This is a genomic window from Neorhizobium sp. AL 9.2.2 (assembly GCF_013317225.1).
In the GTDB taxonomy this organism is placed as follows: Bacteria; Pseudomonadota; Alphaproteobacteria; order Rhizobiales; family Rhizobiaceae; genus Neorhizobium; species Neorhizobium soli.
The window spans coordinates 220,264-237,724 of the sequence record NZ_JAALXU010000003.1 but is presented as its reverse complement, the minus strand read 5'-3'; the positions used below and the strand labels follow the sequence as shown (position 1 = coordinate 237,724).

Here is a 17,461-nt window from a genome sequence, read left to right as displayed (position 1 = left end):
CGAATGCGGTCATAGATACGCGTCATTACCTCACCACCAACGCCTCACAAGAACGAAGAGTGAACGCAATCGCGAGTCCATTCAAGGGGCATTCGCGCCCGAATTCGCAAGCGTTTGATTCGGGACGTTTAAAACTTCACCGACAAAATCGACTGACTATCCAACCGCTTACTAGCTAAAAACACGCTATTGCGTTTTATTGCTTGCGTGGCACGCTATTGCGTGCATAATAGCCCTCATAGAAGCCGCCCATCAAACCGGGTCGGCGCCAGTGAGGAGAGAGCAGATGCTGCAGACCGATTACCAGATTGCAGTCTCCAAGATGTCGGATGACGAGCTTGAGGTGCCCCTGACTGAGCTTCTCAAGTCGGTTGGCCTTGAGCACTTCCCGCACGGTGGCCATGCCCGCCAGGTCCGCAAAGCAGGAACGGGTGAAGTCGTAGGCAACTTCCGCTGCGACGAAGCAATCATCCTCTACGTCAACACACGCGATGCGGCTTTAGCCGCCTGATCCGCTTCTTCCTCTCGCAACCAGGCGGGAGTGAGAAACCGATCCCAACGGAGGGAAACGATATGGCATCCGCAGCAGAAACCACCACCCGCAAGCATCCGATCGAAGCGAACGAAACGCTCGTCGCTGTCGTCTGCAGCCAGCGCATCAAGCGCCAGTACCTGCAGGAAAGCTCGTTCTTCGGAAAGACAATGACGGCGGCAGAACTCCTCGGCGAGCTGGCCGACGACGAGATCGTCACCGTACTTCGCGTCGATACCACGACATGGAAGTCGGAAGACATCACCGAGTATTGCGCCCGCCAGTTCCTCTACGCGATGGACGAGGAAGAAGGCATCGAGCTCGACGACGAGGTTCGCTTCCCCGCCTACGTCAAGACCAGCAAGGCATGGGCGCTCTGGAAGGATGATCTTGAAGCATCAGCACCGGTCCTCCCCGATCCCGATCGTCTTCACGACGAGCGCCGCGATCATCAGGCCATGGGGTGGGTGGCATGAGCGCACTCGATAAAATCGGGATTCGCGTTGCTCCCTTTTCGCATCGCATCGTGTTGGCGCGCTTCGGAGTTGACCCGAACCTTGCTCTTGAGACGAAGGACGCCACCAGCGAGTTTTTCCAAGCCATCGCTGAATATGCGTTTGACGGCAAGATGCCTTCGGTTGGTGAGGCGGCAGAAGCAAGCTTCGGCGGTGGTGACCAGCAGTTCATCATGTTGATCAGGCGCGTCGATCCAGCGATTGCCCTCGCCCAGGCCGACGCCAAGAGCGGAGGAGGAGCCGATGCGTGATTGCACCACGAAAGCCTTCGCGGGCTGCACCTGCGCAGAACGCTGCCGCATCCAAGCCGAGCGCGAGGAAAGCAAGGCCGTCTTCAACACCCTCATGGCGAAGCGCAATGCCGACACCGTCCAGATGATGGTCGGGACGGTGATCTTCGCCATCCTCGTCTCAACCGCATTTATCTCGTCTGCCCTGCCGGAAAGCAACCGGATGGCGAAGGCCCAACAGGAGAACGTTTCCTATGCCAAACGATAACCTTTGGAAGTGGTGGCAGGACGCCCTCGCCGGCAACCTTGGTCCGATCCACGACAGCGACCCCCAGCAGGGATTCTACCGCACTCGCTACAAGGACAAGCCTTGGGAGCCGGTTGCCATCTGGTTTGAAGATGGCAAGTGGAACGCGATGCGCGGCGATCGCACCACCGACGCCTCCGAAATCTGGACGTTCTGCTGCCGGAACCCGATCACCCACGATGTCTACACAAAGGCGATCGAAGGTGGCGGCTGGGACGACGAGCCGGAGCAGGTTCGCGGCATGGGCGACAATCTGCCCAGCGATCCGTTCGAAGCTTTGAAGTTGGAATTTGCCGGTGAGCAGGAGCTTGCGGACGTATTGCTCAAGTCCAAGGTCGAGACCCAGGATCAGGCGAACAAGATCGGCGTTCTGTCGAAGCGCATTGCTGGCATCTCGAAGCGAGCAGCGGATCTGCACAAGGTCGAGAAGCAGCCGCATCTCGACGCAGGCCGGAACGTCGACAACAAATGGCGCGACCTGAAGGAGGAGCCTGACACTCTCTCCAAGCGCCTCAAGCGCCACCTCGATGCCTACCTGCAGGAGCAGCAACGCATTGAACTGAAGCGCCAAGCCGATGCCCGCGCCGAAGCTGATCGCATCCAGCGCGAAGCTGACGCCGCTCGCATCGCCGCAGAACAAGCGTCCGCGAAGAACGACAACAGCGCGGCAGCAGCAGAAGCAGAGGCCGAACGCCTCGCCCAGCAAGCTGCCGACGCCGCGAAGGAAACGCAGGCTCGAAACGCCAGCGCCGGCCGCACCGGTGCCAAGGTTTCGCTCCGCACCTTCGTCTTTGCCGAGATCACAGATTTCGACGCTCTTCTGCTTGCGCTGAAGGACCGGGCGGAGATCCGCGAAGTCGTCGAAAGCCTCGCCAATCGCGCCGCGCGTTCCGGCCATGAGTTGGCCGGGATGGCAATCAAATCTGAACAGAGGGCTGCCTGATGAACGCTCACGTCCCTGCACTATCCGCCGGCGGCCAGGTCATGGCCATTGTGCCGCAGACCTTCGAAGAAACGATGCGTGTCTCTCGCGCCGTCGTCGCTTCGGGCCTCGCGCCTTCCGCCCTAGTCGGCAAGCTCGAAGGTGACGCGGCGGCTGCGGCCGTCGCCGTCGCCATCATGTCCGGAGCCGAGCTTGGCCTCAAGCCTATGGTCAGCCTGCGAAGCTTCACCGTCATCAATGGCAAGCCAGCGCTTTATGGCGATGGCCTGATCAACGTCGTCCGGATGTCCGGAAAGGTTACCTATCTGCGGACCGGATGCGACGAGGTCAACGGCAAGCTCATCGGCTTCTGTGAAGCGAAGCGGAGCGACACCGGCGAAGACAAGCGCGTCGAGTTCAGCCAGGACGACGCCGTTCGGGCAGGCCTGTGGCAGACTGAAGCCATCGTCACGAAGTGGAACAAGTGGGACAAGAAAAACGAGCAAAAGCCGAACGACAGCCCGTGGTATCGCTTTCCAAAGCGGATGCTTGCATGGCGCGCGGCTGGCTACTGCCTTCGCGAACTGTTCGGTGACGTCCTTGGCGGCATCCGCGACGAGTTCGAAGCACGCGAGATTGCCGACACCGACGAGATGCGGGACGTAACCCCGGCATCTGAAATCCGTCCCACACCTCCTAAGCCACCGAAGCCGCCAGCACCGCCGTCAGCAAAGACGATCGAAGCCGAGCCGGCGAAGGACGATGCCGGTCAAGATCAGTTCGATCTCGGCGGCTATCTCGAGGAAATCGAAACGGCGCTCGGAAGCGCGGCGGATGAGGCCAGCGTCGAGGAGATCTGGAACGACTTTGATGCACCGGCCACGCTGGAAAGCGAGGGTCATGCCGACATGATCGATGCAGCGTTCTCAATCAAGACCCGGCGTCTTGCGCAGCTCCATCCGATGAATGGCGGCTGATCATGACCCAGCGCAAGAAGGAAAAGCCCCCTCTCATCCAGGTGAACATGACGCCTCGCGGTCTGCGGCCCATGACGCCGGACGACGCCGAGAAGATGGCTGCTATTCCGATGGATAGCATCTTCGAGATCACGCCGGTCTCCAAGCGCTCGACGCCGCAGCTCCGCACCTACTGGAAGGCGTTGGGTCTCGTCGCCAAGGTCACACAGAAGTGGACCAGCGCCGAGAACCTGCACCGCGATATCAAGATGACGCTCGGCTACACGGAGAAGGCAGTGAACATCGCCACAGGCGAGATCACCCTCGTGCCCGACAGCATCGCGCTCGACAAGATGGAACACGCCGAGTTTTGCGATTTCATGAACCAAGCCATGGCGCTGATCGCGGATAGCGTCGGCTTTGACCCATTGAGCTTTTTGTCAGAGGAGCGAGCAGCATGAAACTCACTGGCTATGAAAAATCAGCTTTCAAGGCTTGGGCTGAATGCGATCAAGATTACAGCATCCTAAGTTTCAAGGCTATCGCCCATCGCGCTGAGATCGATATCAGCAAGGTTCGCCGGGCTGTTCGTGGGCTGGCGCGTAAGGGGCTTGTGGAATTTAGCCGTGTTTCATGGAACGACGAGGGCGTGGTCGGCGGGGCTGGGTATGGCCTCACTAAGGATGGGGTTGACGCTCGCGGAGGCCAGTCATGAGCGTCCGAGTCAAAGCACACACGAGAGGTCCGGCCGATCCCCTCACCCCTGACATCGAGGCAAAGCGCCGCCGGTTCCAGAGCAAGTGGGGCATCGCCATGGTATCGGCAAACGACGATCGCCTGGCAGCACCTATCCCCGATCCAGTACCGGGGCCGGCGCCTATGAGCCTTGCCGAGATCGCGGAGCAGCTTGCCGAGCTATCGAAGCTGGCTGCCCAGATCGGGAGGCAGGTATGACGCGCACCGTGGCCGAATGGATCGGCAAGACCGATGACCACCGCGCACCCGGCGGCGTTCGAGATCGCATCATGAAGCGGGAGAACAACGCCTGCCATCTCTGCAGCCGGCCTATCGCACCCGGCGAGACTTGGGATCTCGATCATATCCAAGCGCTCATCAACGGCGGCGAGAACCGTGAAACGAACCTGAAGCCCGCGCACCGCAAGTGTCACGTCGCCAAGACGGCAGAGGACGTTGCGGAAAAGGCGAAGGTAGCGGCGATCCGCAAGAAGCACATCGGCATCACGAGGCCGAAACAAACCATCAAGTCGGCGCCATTCGCCAAGACCCAGAAGCCCGACCGCGGCGCCCCGAACAAGGGCATGCCACCCCTTCCCCGTCCCCAGCTATACCGCGAGGAATCCCCATGACCGAACAGAACAAGCAGTCTGACACCCCAGCGCCCGCGCAGCATGTGGTGGTAACGCCGCTTGAATGGACAGCAGGGGATTGGGAGTTCACGGCGCAGACCCCTTTTGGTCATTACGTTGCTCGCGAGAGCCGAGATCAATGGATAATGACGGGGTTAGCTGGTGGAGTTCATAACTCTATCGAAGCCTTTCAGCGGGCGGCAAACGCAGATTTTGAAGAGCGTGTCCGCGCCTGCCTAAACCCCTCGCCCCAACCGAAGATGGTTGGGGGTGCCGATGAATAGGTCATGCTCTGTGGACGCATGCGACCGCGATGCCGCAACCCGTGGCCTGTGCAAGCCGCACTATCGACGCTGGCAAAGACACGGCGACCCTCTCGGTGGCGGTGTCTCTCCGGGGACGCTCATGCGATGGATCGATGAAGTCGCAATGGCGTATGAAGGCGACCAGTGCTTGCCGTGGCCCTTCGGTCAGGACGGCCAGGGACGAGGCTCCGTCTGCATTGATGGCAAGCACAAGAAGCCCCACCGTATCATCTGCGAGCGTGCCCACGGTCAGCCGGAGAGTCCAGACCTCTTCGCAGCTCACTCCTGCGGAAACGGGCATTTAGGCTGCTGCACCAAGAAGCACCTCCGCTGGGCAACCCCTGCCGAGAACACCATGGACAGCATGATGCACGGCACCTTTCTGGTCGGGGAAAACTCGCCCCATGCCAAGATTGAAGAGATGGACGTCCATATGATCCGTGCTTTGTCGGAGAAGGGGTTCAGCCAGAAGCAGATAGCTCGACGCTTCGCCATATCTCCTCAGCAGGTGGCAAAGATTGCCCTTCGCAAGAAATGGAGTTGGTTGGGCGATTTCCAGCCTGCCAAAGTGCCTGGCGGGTTCCGATCGAGGGCGCTGGGTCCGAACACAGAAAGGGTGGAGAGATGATGACGGGTTTGCCAACGGTATTCACCCCCGAGCAAGTGGCCGAACACATCGGCTGCAGCGAGCGCACCTTGCGCGAACTGGCACGAGAGCTTGGCGCCTGCCGAATTTTGGGCAATCGTATGGTGCTCACCCAACAAGACTTTGATGCGATCATGGAGGCCAGCAGGCCATGCCCCTCACCCTCTACAAGCGCCCCGGCGGTAAAATCTACCACTACCGTGGCTCTATCAACGGGCAAAGGCTACGCGGGTCTACTGGAACTGCGAAGAAAGCAATCGCAGAACGATTCATCAGCCAGCTCGAGGAAAAGCACTGGAAAGGTGATTTCGATGGCCCCGAAGCCATCCTGAGATTTTCCGACGCGGCTGCCCACTACCGGCTGGCCGAACGATCGCACCGGTTCCTTTCAATGGTCGAGGACTATTGGAAGGATACACTCGTCAAGTCGATCACGTCGGGAGCCGTGCGCAAGGCTGCGATGGCACTTTACCCGAAGGCGACAGGGGCAACGCGGAACCGTCACGTGATTGTGCCGACGCAGGCGGTAATCAATCACGCCGCATCGCTCGATCTATGCAGCCCTCTCAAGGTTGAGCGATTCCCGGAGAACTACAAAATCAAGACGCCGGTGACATGGGAATGGGTGCAGGCCTTCATGGCCGCATCGAACCCGCACCTGGCGGCGCTCTGCTGTTTCATGTTCTTGACCGGCGCCAGAGTAAGCGAGGCCATCAATCTTCGTTGGGAGGATGTGGATCTCGTCAAGCGCCGCGCGAAAATCCGGCAGACGAAGATCGGGGACGAGCGCAATGCTCATCTGCCGGCCGCGCTCATCGCAGCAATTGCGAATATCGAGAGCGATCGGGAACGTGGGTCAAAGGTCTTCAAATATTCGACGCGAAGCACAGCCAACCCTCAATGGATGAAAGCTTGCAAGCGCGCCGGCATTCCGTTCTACAGCTTTCATTGCTGCCGGCATGGGTTCGCAACCTCGCTCTTGCACAAGGGCGTCGATCCGATCACAGTTTCGAAGCTTGGTGGGTGGAAGTCTGCGCAGCACGTCTTTGAGACATACGGTCACGCAATGAGCGACGATACCCTCGCGGATCGGCTGACTGACACACCAGTGACACCGGGAGCCGTTGCGTCAATGCAAACGATTGGCAAAACAAAGGGTTAGCGGGAAAGACTTGTACCCTCGTTGGGGAGGAGTGTCCCGCCGCTGTGGATAGTGGAAAGATGAGAAAAGCGCAAGTGGAAATGGGTTTCTGGAGAGGCTAGCAAGATCGCGCTGATGGAGCCGAAGTAGCACAAGACCGAGATCGGTCCGCGAGCATATGTTTGACAGGCCGATTCCCCGACTGATCACCCTTGCAAAGTTCAAAAGGCTATCGCGCCAATACTGTCGAAATGGCGTGCAGCCCTGCAACGTCAGTGCGTCTTCACCAATATGAGTCGGAAGCCCGCAGCCTATCGGGAAACTTTTCTCCGCCCAGGCTGTTTGACAGCTTACCTACAAATCCAGGAGCAGACCATGAAACGCTTTCTTGTACTGGCTGCAGCAGGCCTCCTCACGGCCTGCTCGACATCACAGGTCGACCTTTCCCCCATCGCCGGGAGCATCACATACAAAGGGCAGCCTCACACGCGGCTGAAAAACGCACCGGTGGGCAGCAGGATACCCCATGAATTTCGCAACCAGTTCGGTGAACGGATCAGCGAAACTTACGTCATCGAACCTGATCGTAGCCTGCGCATAATCGACAGACACAGGATCGACGGTCCATTCGATGACTGACCGTCGATCAGACTCACCTGTTGTCAGTAACGTGGCCGACGTCTTGGATCGCAATCCTGGCGATCAAGCCTGTCGATGTCGTCAATCACGCCTCTGCCTCCGTGCAACGCGAGGCAGGTTCGGCCATCAAACATCAGCGCGTAGCTGCCGCGCCGGTCCGAAATGCGCCCAACATCGCGAAAGCCCTGGTCGCGCAGATCGTCTTTCACGGCATTGATGCGCCGTCCAACGTAGTCATCAAGGTATCTCTGGGCCGATGCCGAACCGGCAAACGCTGATAATGCAAGGCCAGCTACAACCGCCGAAACAAAATACTTCTTCATTCATCCACTCCCACTGCGCGATCAAATCGCGTTTATCGACAATTTGGGCGGAGAGTGCGTTCGTCAAGAGTTCGTGAATGGCTGCCGATGCGGTTGGTGCTGTGACCGGGCTCTATCGTGCAGTCCCCGTAACGGTTCCGGTGTCCCAGTGAGATGACAGGGCTAAGCAGCGGGGCCAGACGGAAATTCGTCTTCGTCGGGGCCGCAAACGAAAAAAGGCCGCCCGGAAGGCGACCCTTTTTTCTCGAGATCGAGATGAAGCTTACTTGTAGACCAGCGGAGCCGGTTCCGGCTCGTAGGCGACGGGTGTCGCGCAGCCGCCGAAGACGTAGCGAGCGCCAAGGCGTGCTTCGTGGCTGTAGAAGCCCTTGTCGCGGCCCGGACCACCATTCGAAGCGTAACCGAACATGTCGCCGCCATCGACATAGCGGAAGCGGTAGCCGACATCGGCCTTGACGTTGCAGGTCACGTCGATGGTCGCGCCAGCCATCAGGGCACCGGTCGCGCGCCACGAGCCCTTGCCGCCGTGTTCAACCGAATCATCGCAAAGCGCCGGGTTTCCGGTGGCGCAGGACGTGTTGCGCAGCTTGTCCCATTTCACGTAGGTCGCACCGATACCGGCGCCGACATAGGGCGTGAAATACGCATAGGTGCCGAGGTCGACATAGACGTTGGCGAGAAGGCTATACGCCCTCATCGAGGCGCGATCCTTGGAGATGCAGTCCGTCGCCACGCCGCAGCTGCCGCTTGTCGACCCTTCAAAGTCGCTCTTCGTCAGGTAATCGAAAGTCACGTCCGAGCGCAGGTAGTTGTTGATCTGGTAACCGACACCACCGCCGAACGTGAAGCTGTCGTCGATATCCGTCGACCGGAAATCCGTTTCGCTTTCCGAGCTGCCGCCCTGAAAGAACTTGGCGCCGCGCAGCTTGTTGAAGGAATAACCGACGTCGCCGCGCAGGTACCACCCGGTCGACTCTTGAACGGTCACTTCCGGTGCATCCTGAAAGGCTTCCGGCTGCGGCTGATAGACATCCGCGGAATAGGCAACGGTGGTCGTCAGCAAGAACGCCATCGTGGCTGCTAGGCACTTCTTCATGGCTCATCTCCAAGCTTGTCGCGTCAATGGCAGGCACGACGCCCGGCCACCTCTTTGACAATGAAGAATGAAGAAAAAAGGTTAAATGCTGATTAACTATAACCCCAGCAAGGTTATATTCGTGAAGATTTGCGGTTAACAGCACACTGCTCTTAACGACATGTTCACATTATATAAGTGAATTCTAAAAAATTATCGGCGAATTTTTCGTGAATGACGCCCTCGCCTGCCGCCCACTCGCGTCGGTCAGCCTTCCCGGTCCGCTTTGGCTTTGCGTTTCAGCTCGGCCACGGATCGAAGATGGTCGGCGAGCGCATTCCTCAGTTTTTCCTGCTCATGCCTTGCGACAAGTTTGACCGCTGCCCTGCGGACAGCTTCGATTTTCACGTGCTGCATCTCTTCCATCCCGTCCTTGCGGGAAAGTGAACGCACCATCTCGAAGTTCGATCCCTAAAAAATCAGGGGTAACTTCTTGGCGAGCCAAGACGTTATCGGCGAACCGATCTGCTGCTTCGGAGTTGTCCGTTCTGCATAGGAAAGGGTCAGGTTTTGACACAACTGAATACCGATACTGGGAAATCATTGGCGGTCCACGCCGACGTGCCGCGACCGATCGCCGAACATGGTGCGGTCGGCAATCTGAGAACCCTAGCGCTGGTTGCGCGCGATGGTGCGATCGATTTTCTCTGCTGGCCGGATCTGGACAGTCCCAGCATCTTTGCCGCACTCCTCGATCCGGAAAAGGGCGGCGCGTTCGAGCTTTCGCCTGACATCGACGATGCCCGTCGTCTGCAGATGTATATCCCCGAGACCAACGTCCTCCTCACCCGCTGGCTCGGACAGCACCAGAGCGCCGAAGTGGTCGATCTGATGCCGGTGCCAAAAACCGAGGACGGGGTGGAGAACCTGATCCGCCGGGTTGAAGTCACCCGCGGCGAGATGACGTTTTCGCTGCGTTGCTGGCCGCGCTTCGACTATGCCCGCAAGGTGCCCGAGGTCACGGTCGACGGCGGCGTGTCAACGTTCCGCTGCGGTGATTTCACCCTTCGCCTCTCGGGCCCGGTGACCTTCGAAAAGGAAGACGGCGGTGTCAGCGCCACGTTTTCATTGAAAGCCGGAGAGACGGCCGACTTTGTTCTGGACGGAAACGACGGCGACGTCTGGGACAAGGACGCTGTCAGCGCTGCAATCGCGGACGCCATAGAATACTGGCAGGGCTGGGCAAAACGCTCGACCTATACCGGTCGCTGGCGCTCCTCCGTCACCCGCTCGGCACTGGCGCTCAAGCTTTTGACCTCGCAAAAGAACGGTTCCATCGCCGCAGCGGGCACATTCGGTTTGCCCGAAGCTCCGGGCGGCCCGCGAAACTGGGATTACCGTGCGACCTGGATCCGGGATGCCTCCTTCACGATCTACGCGCTGATGCGGCTTGGCTATCAGGACGAAGCGAACGCATTTTCCCATTGGCTCGTCGACAGGACGGACCGGTCGCCAGGTGGGGAAATACAGATCATGTACAATCTCGATGGCAGTCGCGTCGACACCGAACAGGAACTCGACCACCTCTCGGGCTATGGTGGCGCCAAACCCATCCGCGTCGGCAACAATGCCGCCGAACAAATCCAGCTCGACATCTACGGCGAGCTTCTCGATTCGGTCTATATCAGCAACAAATACGGCGAGGCGATCTCTCACGACAACTGGAATGCTGTCCGGCGTATCGTCGACCACGTATGCGACATCTGGCAGGACGCCGATGCCGGCATCTGGGAAATCCGCAGCGAGCCCCAGGAACATCTGCATTCCCGGCTTATGTGCTGGGTCGCGGTGGATCGTGCCATCCGGCTCGCGCAGAAGCGGTCGCTAACAGCTCCGTTCGGACGCTGGGTCGAGGCACGCAATGCCATCAGCGACGACATCTGGGCAAACTTCTGGAATGCCGATCTCGGGCACTTCGTTCATGCCAAGGGTGGCAGTGATCTCGACGCGTCCATGCTGATGATGCCGCTCGTGCGCTTCATCAGTGCCACCGACCCGGCCTGGCTGGCGACGCTCGATGCAATCGGCAACGAACTGGCCGATGATGCGCTCGTCATGCGCTACAAGCGCAAGGACGGCCTGGACGGCGATGAAGGCTTCTTCGCCGCCTGTTCATTCTGGTATGTGGAGTGCCTCGCCCGCGCCGGTCGCCTGGCGGAAGCCGAGATCAACATGGAAAAGCTGCTCCTGTTCGGCAATCACCTGCAGCTCTATGCGGAAGAATTCGATCCGCGCGGTGAGTTCCTCGGCAACTTCCCGCAGGCCTTTACCCACCTCGCCCTGATCAGCGCCGCCTTCTACCTCGACGGCGCTTTGGACGGCAAGTTTAGGCAGTGGCGGCCGTAACAGCGAACGGCCACGAGGTCGCGCCCCCTCTCCCGTCATAGCCGGGAGAGGCTTAGATCCGAACGATCCGTCAGGCCGCTTCCGGTCTGGCGTTGGCAATTACCGTGACGAGATCGCCGACGATCCGCTCCACCTGGGCCCGGTCGTCGCCTTCAGCCATAACACGGATCAGCGGCTCGGTGCCCGACGGGCGGATGACGAGGCGGCCCTTGGTGGCAAGCTCGGCTTCCGCATCCGCGATCGCCTGACGAACGACGGCGTTTTCCAGCGGCTTGCCACCGGCAAAGCGCACGTTTTTCAAAAGCTGCGGCACCGGCTCGAACCGGCGGCAGACTTCGCTCACCGGGCGATCGAGCCGCTTGACGCGGGCAAGAATCTGCAAGGCTGCGACAAGACCGTCACCGGTGGTGCCGAAATCCGACAGCACGATATGACCGGACTGTTCGCCACCCACGTTGAAATCGTGATTGCGCATGTGCTCGACCACATACCGGTCGCCGACCTTGGTGCGAGCAAGCGTCAGGCCCTTGGTCTCCATGAAGCGCTCGAGCCCGAGATTGGACATGACGGTCGCGACAATGCCGCCACCGGTCAGCTTGTCGTCTTCCGCCCAGCTTTCGCCGATGACCGCCATCAGCTGGTCGCCATCGATGATATCGCCATTCTCGTCGACGATGATGACACGGTCCGCGTCGCCGTCGAGCGCAATGCCGATATCGGAGCGCGTCTCGTGGACCTTGCGCTGCAGCGCCGCCGGGCTGGTTGAGCCGCAATCGAGATTGATGTTGGTGCCGTTCGGCTCGTTGCCGATAGTGACCACTTCGGCGCCGAGCTCCCACAGAGCCAGCGGCGCGACCTTGTAGGCGGCACCATTGGCGCAATCGATCGCGACCCGAAGACCGTGCAGCGTCACGTCACGCGGGAGCGTGCGCTTGGCCTGTTCGATATAACGGTAGATATCGCCCTCGACGCGCTTGGCGCGACCGATATCGGCCGATTTTGCCAGCTGCGAATGGAGGTCGCTGTCGAGCAGATCCTCGATCCGCATTTCCAGCTCATCGGAAAGCTTGTAGCCGTCGGGGCCGAACAGCTTGATGCCGTTATCCTCGAACGGGTTGTGTGAAGCGGAAATCATCACGCCGACATCCGCACGCAGGGAGCGCGTCAGCATGGCAACGGCGGGCGTCGGGATCGGGCCAAGCAAAAACACGTCGAGGCCGGCTGCGGTAAAGCCTGCGACCATGGCATTTTCCAGCATGTAGCCGGAAAGACGGGTATCCTTGCCGATCACCACGCGGTGGCGGTGCGTTCCGTTGCGAAAAATTGTTCCGACGGCAATACCGACGCGCATCGCAAGATCTGGCGTCATCGGATAGACGTTGGAATGCCCGCGGATGCCATCAGTCCCAAAATAGCGGCGTGTCATGTAAGCTCCCTGGTACACGCGCTCTCAAAAGCGCGGTCTTCGCCCGGTTATGTCTGTATGTGCAACATGCCCGAGCGGATCGGCGGCACTGCCGTCCAAGATCGGCTCATGCCACAGTTCATCTGCGTTGGCACCTAAATTACCGTCAAAATCGCTTATATCCCGTTACCGAACCAGCCCTGCTAAGGTCGATAAGCAAAAGCCGCCGCGGATGTTTCCGCAGCGGCTTCAATAGGTTTGATGCAGTAGAGATCAGTGCGGCTGAGGTTCAAGACCGCCTTCGGGCGCATCGCCCTTCGGCTCGTCCTTCTTTGCACCGGCGCTCGGCACAGCCGAACCACGGCTTGGCGTCGAATCGTCGCCAAGGTCACGCGACGGCTTCTGGCCGAGAATCAGCGCTCTGATTTCGTCACCCGAAAGGGTTTCGTACTCGAGAAGGCCCTCAGCGATGGCCACGAACTGATCGTGGTATTCAGTCAGGATGTGGCGCGCTTCCGTATAGGCTTCGTCGATCAGGCGGCGAACTTCGCTGTCGATCTTCTGGGCCGTCGATTCGGAGACGTTCTTCGACTGCGAAACCGAATGGCCGAGGAACACTTCCTGCTGGTTCTCACCATAGGCGACCTGACCGAGGATGTCGGAGAAGCCCCACTGGGTGACCATGGCGCGGGCAAGCTTTGTCGCCTGCTCGATATCCGAGGATGCACCCGACGTGATATTTTCCTTGCCGAACGTCAGTTCTTCAGCAACGCGGCCACCCATCATGATGGTCAGGCGCGATACCATCCACTTGTAGCTCATCGAATAGCGGTCGCCTTCCGGCAACTGCATGACCATGCCGAGCGCACGGCCGCGCGGAATAATGGTCGCCTTGTGCAGCGGATCGGCAACGGCCACCTTGAGGGCGGTGATCGCATGACCGGCTTCGTGATAGGCGGTAAGCTTCTTTTCGGCTTCAGTCATGGCGGACGAGCGACGCTCGGCACCCATCATGATCTTGTCCTTGGCGTCTTCGAATTCCTGCATGGTGACGAGACGCTTGTTGCGGCGCGCTGCCATCAGGGCAGATTCGTTGACAAGGTTCATGAGGTCGGCACCGGAGAAACCGGGCGTACCACGGGCAAGAACCTTGAGATCCACGTTGGGAGCAAGCGGCACGTTGCGCGCGTGAACCTTGAGGATGCGTTCGCGACCGACGATGTCAGGGTTCGGCACGACGACCTGACGGTCGAAACGGCCTGGACGCAGAAGTGCGGGATCGAGAACATCAGGACGGTTGGTTGCGGCGATGAGGATGATACCCTCGTTCGCCTCAAAGCCGTCCATCTCGACCAGAAGCTGGTTCAGCGTCTGCTCGCGTTCGTCGTTACCACCGCCAAGGCCTGCGCCACGGTGACGGCCGACGGCGTCGATTTCGTCGATGAAGATGATGCAGGGCGCATTCTTCTTGGCCTGCTCGAACATGTCGCGCACACGGGATGCACCGACACCGACGAACATTTCCACGAAGTCCGAACCGGAGATCGTGAAGAACGGCACGTTGGCTTCACCTGCGACCGAACGGGCCAGCAGCGTCTTACCGGTACCCGGAGGGCCGACAAGCAGCACGCCGCGCGGGATACGACCGCCGAGGCGCTGGAACTTCTGCGGATCGCGCAGGAATTCGACGATTTCCTCGAGGTCGGCCTTGGCTTCGTCGACGCCGGCAACGTCCTCAAACGTGACGCGGCCATGTGCTTCGGTCAGAAGCTTCGCCTTCGACTTGCCGAAGCCCATCGCACCGCGTGAGCCACCCTGCATCTGACGCATGAAGAACAGCCAGACACCGAGGATCAGCAGCATCGGCAACAGCGTGCCGATATAGCTCAGGAAGCCAGACGATCCGTCTGTCTCGGGGCGAGCCATGATCGAGACGTTCTTCGACTGAAGACGCTCCATCAGGCTGTCATCGATGACCGGGGAGTAGGTCTGGAAGTTGGTGCCGTTCTCGGTATAGGTGCCGAGGACACGATTGCCGGTCACGACGACGTCGCGAACGCGACCTGAATCCACATCACGCAGGAACTGCGAATACGGAATTTCGCGCGAGGACGTCTGCGACGGCGCCGTCTGGAACATGCTGAACAAAGCGATCAGCAGCAGGGCTATAATGGCCCAGAGGGCAAAATTACGAAAATTTGGGTTCATCGAACTCCCCAGTATGCCAACGGTCACATCATGGCGACCGCCCTTCTTGGAACCTAACATAGGGTTGAGCTTTGGCATTGCCAAGGCGAACCGGTACGGACGCCTAGCTTTTCCGCTGCGAAAGCTTAACCGGAAGCGGGGGTATATCGTCGCATCCGACCAAATCGGCGAACTGGGCTGCAATCTCGAGCTCGAACTGCGACAGGAAGCGTTCGAACGTCCCCAGGACCGGGTGCATGTCAATCGCGTGCAGCAGGCCAGTTTCGAGTGTTTGCACCTGTGGCATTGCCGCCATGGCCCGCATCGCGACCGACCCGGGCGCATTCGGGAAAAGCGAGCCCGCCAGCGTGCGATCGGGAATGGTCGGCCCGATCACGATTTCGCTATTGGTTGGGTTGTGGACGCGGTATCGGCCATCCCAGACCTTCACCGCCCCCGCCGCGATGCGAACAGGGTTCAGATTGCGGCTTTCCCGGTAAAGATACAGCCCATCCCGACGCAGATCGAAGATGACCCGCCCTGCAGACATTCGGCCGAGGTGCCGGCCATCCAAAAATGCCGCGACCCGTGTCATCGTCTCGGTCGACGGAACGTGTTCCCGTCCGCCCAGGAGCGCGATGAGATGTCCGAGCAGATGGTCCCGAGCCAGTGGATCGCCGCCCAATGCTTCGACCCGCAGGTAGGAGAGAACCCCATGGCTGATGGTCAGCTGCTCGCGGGCCAGTTCCGCCGCTTGGCGGGACAGACGCGTTCGCGAAGCGCCGGCCGCAGCGATCTCGTCCATCGTCACCGTTTCGATGCCCGTGAGGGCATTTCGAGTTCTGACCCTCTCGTAATGGCTGTCGAGATTGCTCGGGTCGTCGATCCAGCCCTCGCCTCCCGCTGCAAGAAAATCCCGGATCGCTGAGCGACGCACAGACAGAAACGGTCGCAGCAGCCAGCGCCGTCTGTCGAGCAGGACTGCACCTGCCATGCCCGCCAGACCCAGCTTGCCCTTCGTGCCGTTGCGCACTGCGCGCATCGCCACCGTTTCGATCTGGTCGTCCAGCGTATGGCCCGTGAGGATGGCGGTGGCTGCGATCTCATCAGCGATCTCCATCAGCAGCCGGTAGCGAGCTTCTCGTGCAGCAGCCGGAATGCCGGTCGTTGGTTTGTCGCCGTCCCAGCGGCGGATCGTGTGGGGAATGCCCTTGCGTGCGCAAAGAGATGCCACCGCGCCGGCCTCCGCGCCTGATTCGGCTCGCAGCGCATGATCGATCGTGGCGGCGGCAAGTTCGATCCCGCCTTCCGGGTCAGTGGCCATCGCCTCCTGAAGCGCGAGCAGAAGCCCGGTCGAATCACTGCCGCCGGAGATCCCCACAAGCAGTTTCGCCGGCCTTGAAAGACCGGCGAGAAATTCACGAACCGCTGACTGCGGGGATGGATCCGGGGTGGTCACCGCCGCAGGATCAGCAGGACAGCCGCTTCTGCTCGGTCGTCACCTTGCCGAGCACGGCGCGCTGCGCATTCGGATAGCGCTTGGGAACCTCGCGAAGCGTCGCGCAGGCGGTGTCCTTGTTGTCGAGTGCCGCAAGCGACATGCCGAGCTTCAACAGCATTTCCGGCGCCTTGGCGGACTTGCCGTAGGTCTGGTGCGCGTTGAGAAAGGTCTTTGCCGCATCGGCATATTTCGCCTGCGAGAACTGCGCTTCGCCGAGCCAGAAATTGGCGTCTGCGGCCCGTGAGCTCTTCGGGTAGCTGGCGAGGTAGCTGGAGAACTCTTTCTCGGCGAGCGGGTAGTCGCCGGAAAGAACATGGTCATAGGCGATCTTGTAGCTGTCGCCCTCACTGCCGAGCGAGGCCGTCTGCTGCGGATCCTGGGACCCACCGCTTCGCGACGAGCCGGAAGCAACACCGGGAAGACCGGCCGAATTGCGGGCATTGTCGTTGCGGGACGCACCGACAGTATTTCCGCTCGTGTCGAGATTCATCGATCCAAGCGTTGTTGGCGCAGGTGCGGCGCGGTTGCCTGTGGTCGCGGATGGGCTGGATGGCTCACCGATGATGCGAGCCACGTCGTCGGCGCTTTGCGCGGCGGGCGGGGAGGTTTCGCCGGAGGAAGCCGAAGACGAAGGGCGGTTGGACGCCACGGCCGGTTGCCCGCCCGTGTCGCCCAAGTCGCTTCTCTTCTTCTTTTCCAGGTCCTGGAAACGGAATTCGTTATCTTCCTGCGTTTTGCGCAGTTGTTCCTGCATCTGCAGGAGCTGATAACTCATTTCCTCGATACGGCCGTTAAGCTGCCGTACCTCTTCCTGAAGCTGCTGCGTCCGGACGGCATCGCCGCCCTGCGCGAGGATCACAGGCCGTTGTTCGGCCTGCGGCTGTTGCGGAACGCTTTGCTCGCCCTGGAAGAGTTTCGGAAATGAGAAGGCCCCAGCAGGGCCCGCCATCGCCGCCAGCCCCAGCATCGCTGCCAAGACAATTTTCTTCATGTCGTCCGTCCTG

The 17,461-nt window shown here is 60.1% G+C and carries 22 protein-coding genes and 1 pseudogene; 16 read left to right on the top strand and 7 right to left on the bottom strand.

Translation table 11 applies throughout. The features are described from left to right. Nucleotides 1-286: 286 nt before the first annotated feature. The 15 genes and pseudogenes from G6K99_RS07725 to G6K99_RS07660 all read left to right on the top strand — a co-directional run bounded on the left by G6K99_RS07725 (nt 287) and on the right by G6K99_RS07660 (nt 7,560). A complete protein-coding gene (locus G6K99_RS07725; RefSeq protein WP_174196182.1) occupies nt 287-511 on the top strand; it encodes a hypothetical protein in 225 nt (74 codons plus the stop codon). Nucleotides 512-573: 62 nt separating this feature from the next. Continuing rightward, nucleotides 574-1,008 carry a hypothetical protein gene (locus G6K99_RS07720; protein WP_174196181.1) on the top strand — a complete coding sequence of 145 codons (435 nt, stop codon included), beginning with the start codon at nt 574-576 and terminating at the stop codon, nt 1,006-1,008. Further along, on the top strand, nt 1,005-1,298 hold the full coding sequence (locus tag G6K99_RS07715; RefSeq protein WP_174196180.1) for a hypothetical protein: 294 nt from the start codon (nt 1,005-1,007) through the stop codon (nt 1,296-1,298). Before G6K99_RS07720 ends, G6K99_RS07715 begins: the two co-directional genes overlap by 4 nt. Then, nucleotides 1,291-1,545 carry a hypothetical protein gene (locus tag G6K99_RS07710; protein ID WP_174196179.1) on the top strand — a complete coding sequence of 85 codons (255 nt, stop codon included), beginning with the start codon at nt 1,291-1,293 and terminating at the stop codon, nt 1,543-1,545. Before G6K99_RS07715 ends, G6K99_RS07710 begins: the two co-directional genes overlap by 8 nt. Further along, a complete protein-coding gene (locus tag G6K99_RS07705) occupies nt 1,532-2,527 on the top strand; it encodes a hypothetical protein (RefSeq protein ID WP_174196178.1) in 996 nt (331 codons plus the stop codon). Before G6K99_RS07710 ends, G6K99_RS07705 begins: the two co-directional genes overlap by 14 nt. Further along, entirely contained in the window at nt 2,527-3,483 is a 957-nt protein-coding gene (locus G6K99_RS07700) for a recombinase RecT (RefSeq protein ID WP_174196177.1), read from the top strand. Before G6K99_RS07705 ends, G6K99_RS07700 begins: the two co-directional genes overlap by 1 nt. Before the next feature lie 2 nt (nt 3,484-3,485). After that, a complete protein-coding gene (locus G6K99_RS07695) occupies nt 3,486-3,923 on the top strand; it encodes a hypothetical protein (protein ID WP_174196176.1) in 438 nt (145 codons plus the stop codon). Further along, complete coding sequence (locus G6K99_RS07690) at nt 3,920-4,177, top strand: hypothetical protein (RefSeq protein WP_174196175.1); 258 nt, start codon at nt 3,920-3,922, stop codon at nt 4,175-4,177. The genes G6K99_RS07695 and G6K99_RS07690 overlap by 4 nt, the downstream gene beginning before the upstream one ends. Then, nucleotides 4,174-4,416 (top strand): hypothetical protein, encoded by a 243-nt coding sequence (locus G6K99_RS07685; protein WP_174196174.1) that lies wholly within the window; start codon nt 4,174-4,176, stop codon nt 4,414-4,416. The genes G6K99_RS07690 and G6K99_RS07685 overlap by 4 nt, the downstream gene beginning before the upstream one ends. Continuing rightward, nucleotides 4,413-4,829: an HNH endonuclease gene (locus G6K99_RS07680; protein WP_174196173.1), complete on the top strand. Its 417-nt coding sequence runs from the start codon at nt 4,413-4,415 to the stop codon at nt 4,827-4,829. Before G6K99_RS07685 ends, G6K99_RS07680 begins: the two co-directional genes overlap by 4 nt. Beyond that, nucleotides 4,826-5,113 (top strand): hypothetical protein, encoded by a 288-nt coding sequence (locus tag G6K99_RS07675; RefSeq protein WP_174196172.1) that lies wholly within the window; start codon nt 4,826-4,828, stop codon nt 5,111-5,113. Before G6K99_RS07680 ends, G6K99_RS07675 begins: the two co-directional genes overlap by 4 nt. Nucleotides 5,114-5,234: 121 nt before the next feature. Beyond that, nucleotides 5,235-5,762: a hypothetical protein gene (locus tag G6K99_RS07670; RefSeq protein ID WP_174196171.1), complete on the top strand. Its 528-nt coding sequence runs from the start codon at nt 5,235-5,237 to the stop codon at nt 5,760-5,762. Further along, nucleotides 5,669-5,911: pseudogene (locus G6K99_RS23485) on the top strand (helix-turn-helix domain-containing protein); the annotation flags it as partial. The gene G6K99_RS07670 and the pseudogene G6K99_RS23485, both read left to right, overlap by 94 nt. Before the next feature lie 20 nt (nt 5,912-5,931). Continuing rightward, nucleotides 5,932-6,942, top strand: coding sequence for a site-specific integrase (locus tag G6K99_RS07665; RefSeq protein ID WP_174196170.1), 1,011 nt, complete (start codon nt 5,932-5,934; stop codon nt 6,940-6,942). Between the two features lie 354 nt (nt 6,943-7,296). Then, nucleotides 7,297-7,560 carry a hypothetical protein gene (locus tag G6K99_RS07660; protein WP_174196169.1) on the top strand — a complete coding sequence of 88 codons (264 nt, stop codon included), beginning with the start codon at nt 7,297-7,299 and terminating at the stop codon, nt 7,558-7,560. A 23-nt stretch (nt 7,561-7,583) separates the two neighbouring features. Here G6K99_RS07660 and G6K99_RS07655 read toward each other — a convergent pair whose 3' ends face one another. The 3 genes from G6K99_RS07655 to G6K99_RS07645 all read right to left on the bottom strand — a co-directional run bounded on the left by G6K99_RS07655 (nt 7,584) and on the right by G6K99_RS07645 (nt 9,414). Continuing rightward, on the bottom strand, nt 7,584-7,883 hold the full coding sequence (locus tag G6K99_RS07655; RefSeq protein WP_174196168.1) for a hypothetical protein: 300 nt from the start codon (nt 7,881-7,883) through the stop codon (nt 7,584-7,586). Nucleotides 7,884-8,145: 262 nt separating this feature from the next. Continuing rightward, complete coding sequence (locus G6K99_RS07650; RefSeq protein WP_174196167.1) at nt 8,146-8,979, bottom strand: outer membrane protein; 834 nt, start codon at nt 8,977-8,979, stop codon at nt 8,146-8,148. Between the two features lie 246 nt (nt 8,980-9,225). After that, entirely contained in the window at nt 9,226-9,414 is a 189-nt protein-coding gene (locus tag G6K99_RS07645) for a hypothetical protein (protein WP_174196166.1), read from the bottom strand. A 114-nt stretch (nt 9,415-9,528) separates the two neighbouring features. On the opposite strand from G6K99_RS07645, the gene G6K99_RS07640 reads away from it, so the two are divergent. Beyond that, the gene (locus G6K99_RS07640) at nt 9,529-11,364 is read left to right on the top strand and encodes a glycoside hydrolase family 15 protein (RefSeq protein ID WP_092659909.1); all 1,836 of its coding nucleotides are present in this window, start codon (nt 9,529-9,531) and stop codon (nt 11,362-11,364) included. Nucleotides 11,365-11,434: 70 nt separating this feature from the next. Here G6K99_RS07640 and glmM read toward each other — a convergent pair whose 3' ends face one another. The 4 genes from glmM to ybgF form a co-directional block, all read right to left on the bottom strand. Then, nucleotides 11,435-12,790 (bottom strand): phosphoglucosamine mutase, encoded by a 1,356-nt coding sequence (gene glmM, locus G6K99_RS07635; protein WP_062460737.1) that lies wholly within the window; start codon nt 12,788-12,790, stop codon nt 11,435-11,437. A gap of 252 nt (nt 12,791-13,042) precedes the next feature. After that, nucleotides 13,043-14,977, bottom strand: a complete 1,935-nt coding sequence (gene ftsH, locus G6K99_RS07630) for an ATP-dependent zinc metalloprotease FtsH (protein WP_062461836.1) — start codon at nt 14,975-14,977, stop codon at nt 13,043-13,045. Between the two features lie 103 nt (nt 14,978-15,080). Beyond that, nucleotides 15,081-16,415, bottom strand: coding sequence for a tRNA lysidine(34) synthetase TilS (tilS, locus tag G6K99_RS07625; protein WP_174196165.1), 1,335 nt, complete (start codon nt 16,413-16,415; stop codon nt 15,081-15,083). A gap of 10 nt (nt 16,416-16,425) precedes the next feature. Beyond that, on the bottom strand, nt 16,426-17,448 hold the full coding sequence (gene ybgF, locus G6K99_RS07620) for a tol-pal system protein YbgF (protein WP_174196164.1): 1,023 nt from the start codon (nt 17,446-17,448) through the stop codon (nt 16,426-16,428). Nucleotides 17,449-17,461: the final 13 nt, after the last annotated feature.

Excerpts from the sequence above, each read along its gene's own strand:
- G6K99_RS07725 (WP_174196182.1), top strand. The coding sequence starts at position 287 with ATGCTGCAGACCGATTACCAGATTGCAGTCTCCAAGATGTCGGATGAC.
- G6K99_RS07720 (WP_174196181.1), top strand. The coding sequence starts at position 574 with ATGGCATCCGCAGCAGAAACCACCACCCGCAAGCATCCGATCGAAGCG.
- G6K99_RS07715 (WP_174196180.1), top strand. The coding sequence starts at position 1,005 with ATGAGCGCACTCGATAAAATCGGGATTCGCGTTGCTCCCTTTTCGCAT.
- G6K99_RS07710 (WP_174196179.1), top strand. The coding sequence starts at position 1,291 with ATGCGTGATTGCACCACGAAAGCCTTCGCGGGCTGCACCTGCGCAGAA.
- G6K99_RS07705 (WP_174196178.1), top strand. The coding sequence starts at position 1,532 with ATGCCAAACGATAACCTTTGGAAGTGGTGGCAGGACGCCCTCGCCGGC.
- G6K99_RS07700 (WP_174196177.1), top strand. The coding sequence starts at position 2,527 with ATGAACGCTCACGTCCCTGCACTATCCGCCGGCGGCCAGGTCATGGCC.
- G6K99_RS07695 (WP_174196176.1), top strand. The coding sequence starts at position 3,486 with ATGACCCAGCGCAAGAAGGAAAAGCCCCCTCTCATCCAGGTGAACATG.
- G6K99_RS07690 (WP_174196175.1), top strand. The coding sequence starts at position 3,920 with ATGAAACTCACTGGCTATGAAAAATCAGCTTTCAAGGCTTGGGCTGAA.
- G6K99_RS07685 (WP_174196174.1), top strand. The coding sequence starts at position 4,174 with ATGAGCGTCCGAGTCAAAGCACACACGAGAGGTCCGGCCGATCCCCTC.
- G6K99_RS07680 (WP_174196173.1), top strand. The coding sequence starts at position 4,413 with ATGACGCGCACCGTGGCCGAATGGATCGGCAAGACCGATGACCACCGC.
- G6K99_RS07675 (WP_174196172.1), top strand. The coding sequence starts at position 4,826 with ATGACCGAACAGAACAAGCAGTCTGACACCCCAGCGCCCGCGCAGCAT.
- G6K99_RS07670 (WP_174196171.1), top strand. The coding sequence starts at position 5,235 with ATGCGATGGATCGATGAAGTCGCAATGGCGTATGAAGGCGACCAGTGC.
- G6K99_RS07665 (WP_174196170.1), top strand. The coding sequence starts at position 5,932 with ATGCCCCTCACCCTCTACAAGCGCCCCGGCGGTAAAATCTACCACTAC.
- G6K99_RS07660 (WP_174196169.1), top strand. The coding sequence starts at position 7,297 with ATGAAACGCTTTCTTGTACTGGCTGCAGCAGGCCTCCTCACGGCCTGC.
- G6K99_RS07655 (WP_174196168.1), bottom strand. The coding sequence starts at position 7,883 with ATGAAGAAGTATTTTGTTTCGGCGGTTGTAGCTGGCCTTGCATTATCA.
- G6K99_RS07650 (WP_174196167.1), bottom strand. The coding sequence starts at position 8,979 with ATGAAGAAGTGCCTAGCAGCCACGATGGCGTTCTTGCTGACGACCACC.
- G6K99_RS07645 (WP_174196166.1), bottom strand. The coding sequence starts at position 9,414 with ATGGTGCGTTCACTTTCCCGCAAGGACGGGATGGAAGAGATGCAGCAC.
- glmM (WP_062460737.1), bottom strand. The coding sequence starts at position 12,790 with ATGACACGCCGCTATTTTGGGACTGATGGCATCCGCGGGCATTCCAAC.
- ftsH (WP_062461836.1), bottom strand. The coding sequence starts at position 14,977 with ATGAACCCAAATTTTCGTAATTTTGCCCTCTGGGCCATTATAGCCCTG.
- ybgF (WP_174196164.1), bottom strand. The coding sequence starts at position 17,448 with ATGAAGAAAATTGTCTTGGCAGCGATGCTGGGGCTGGCGGCGATGGCG.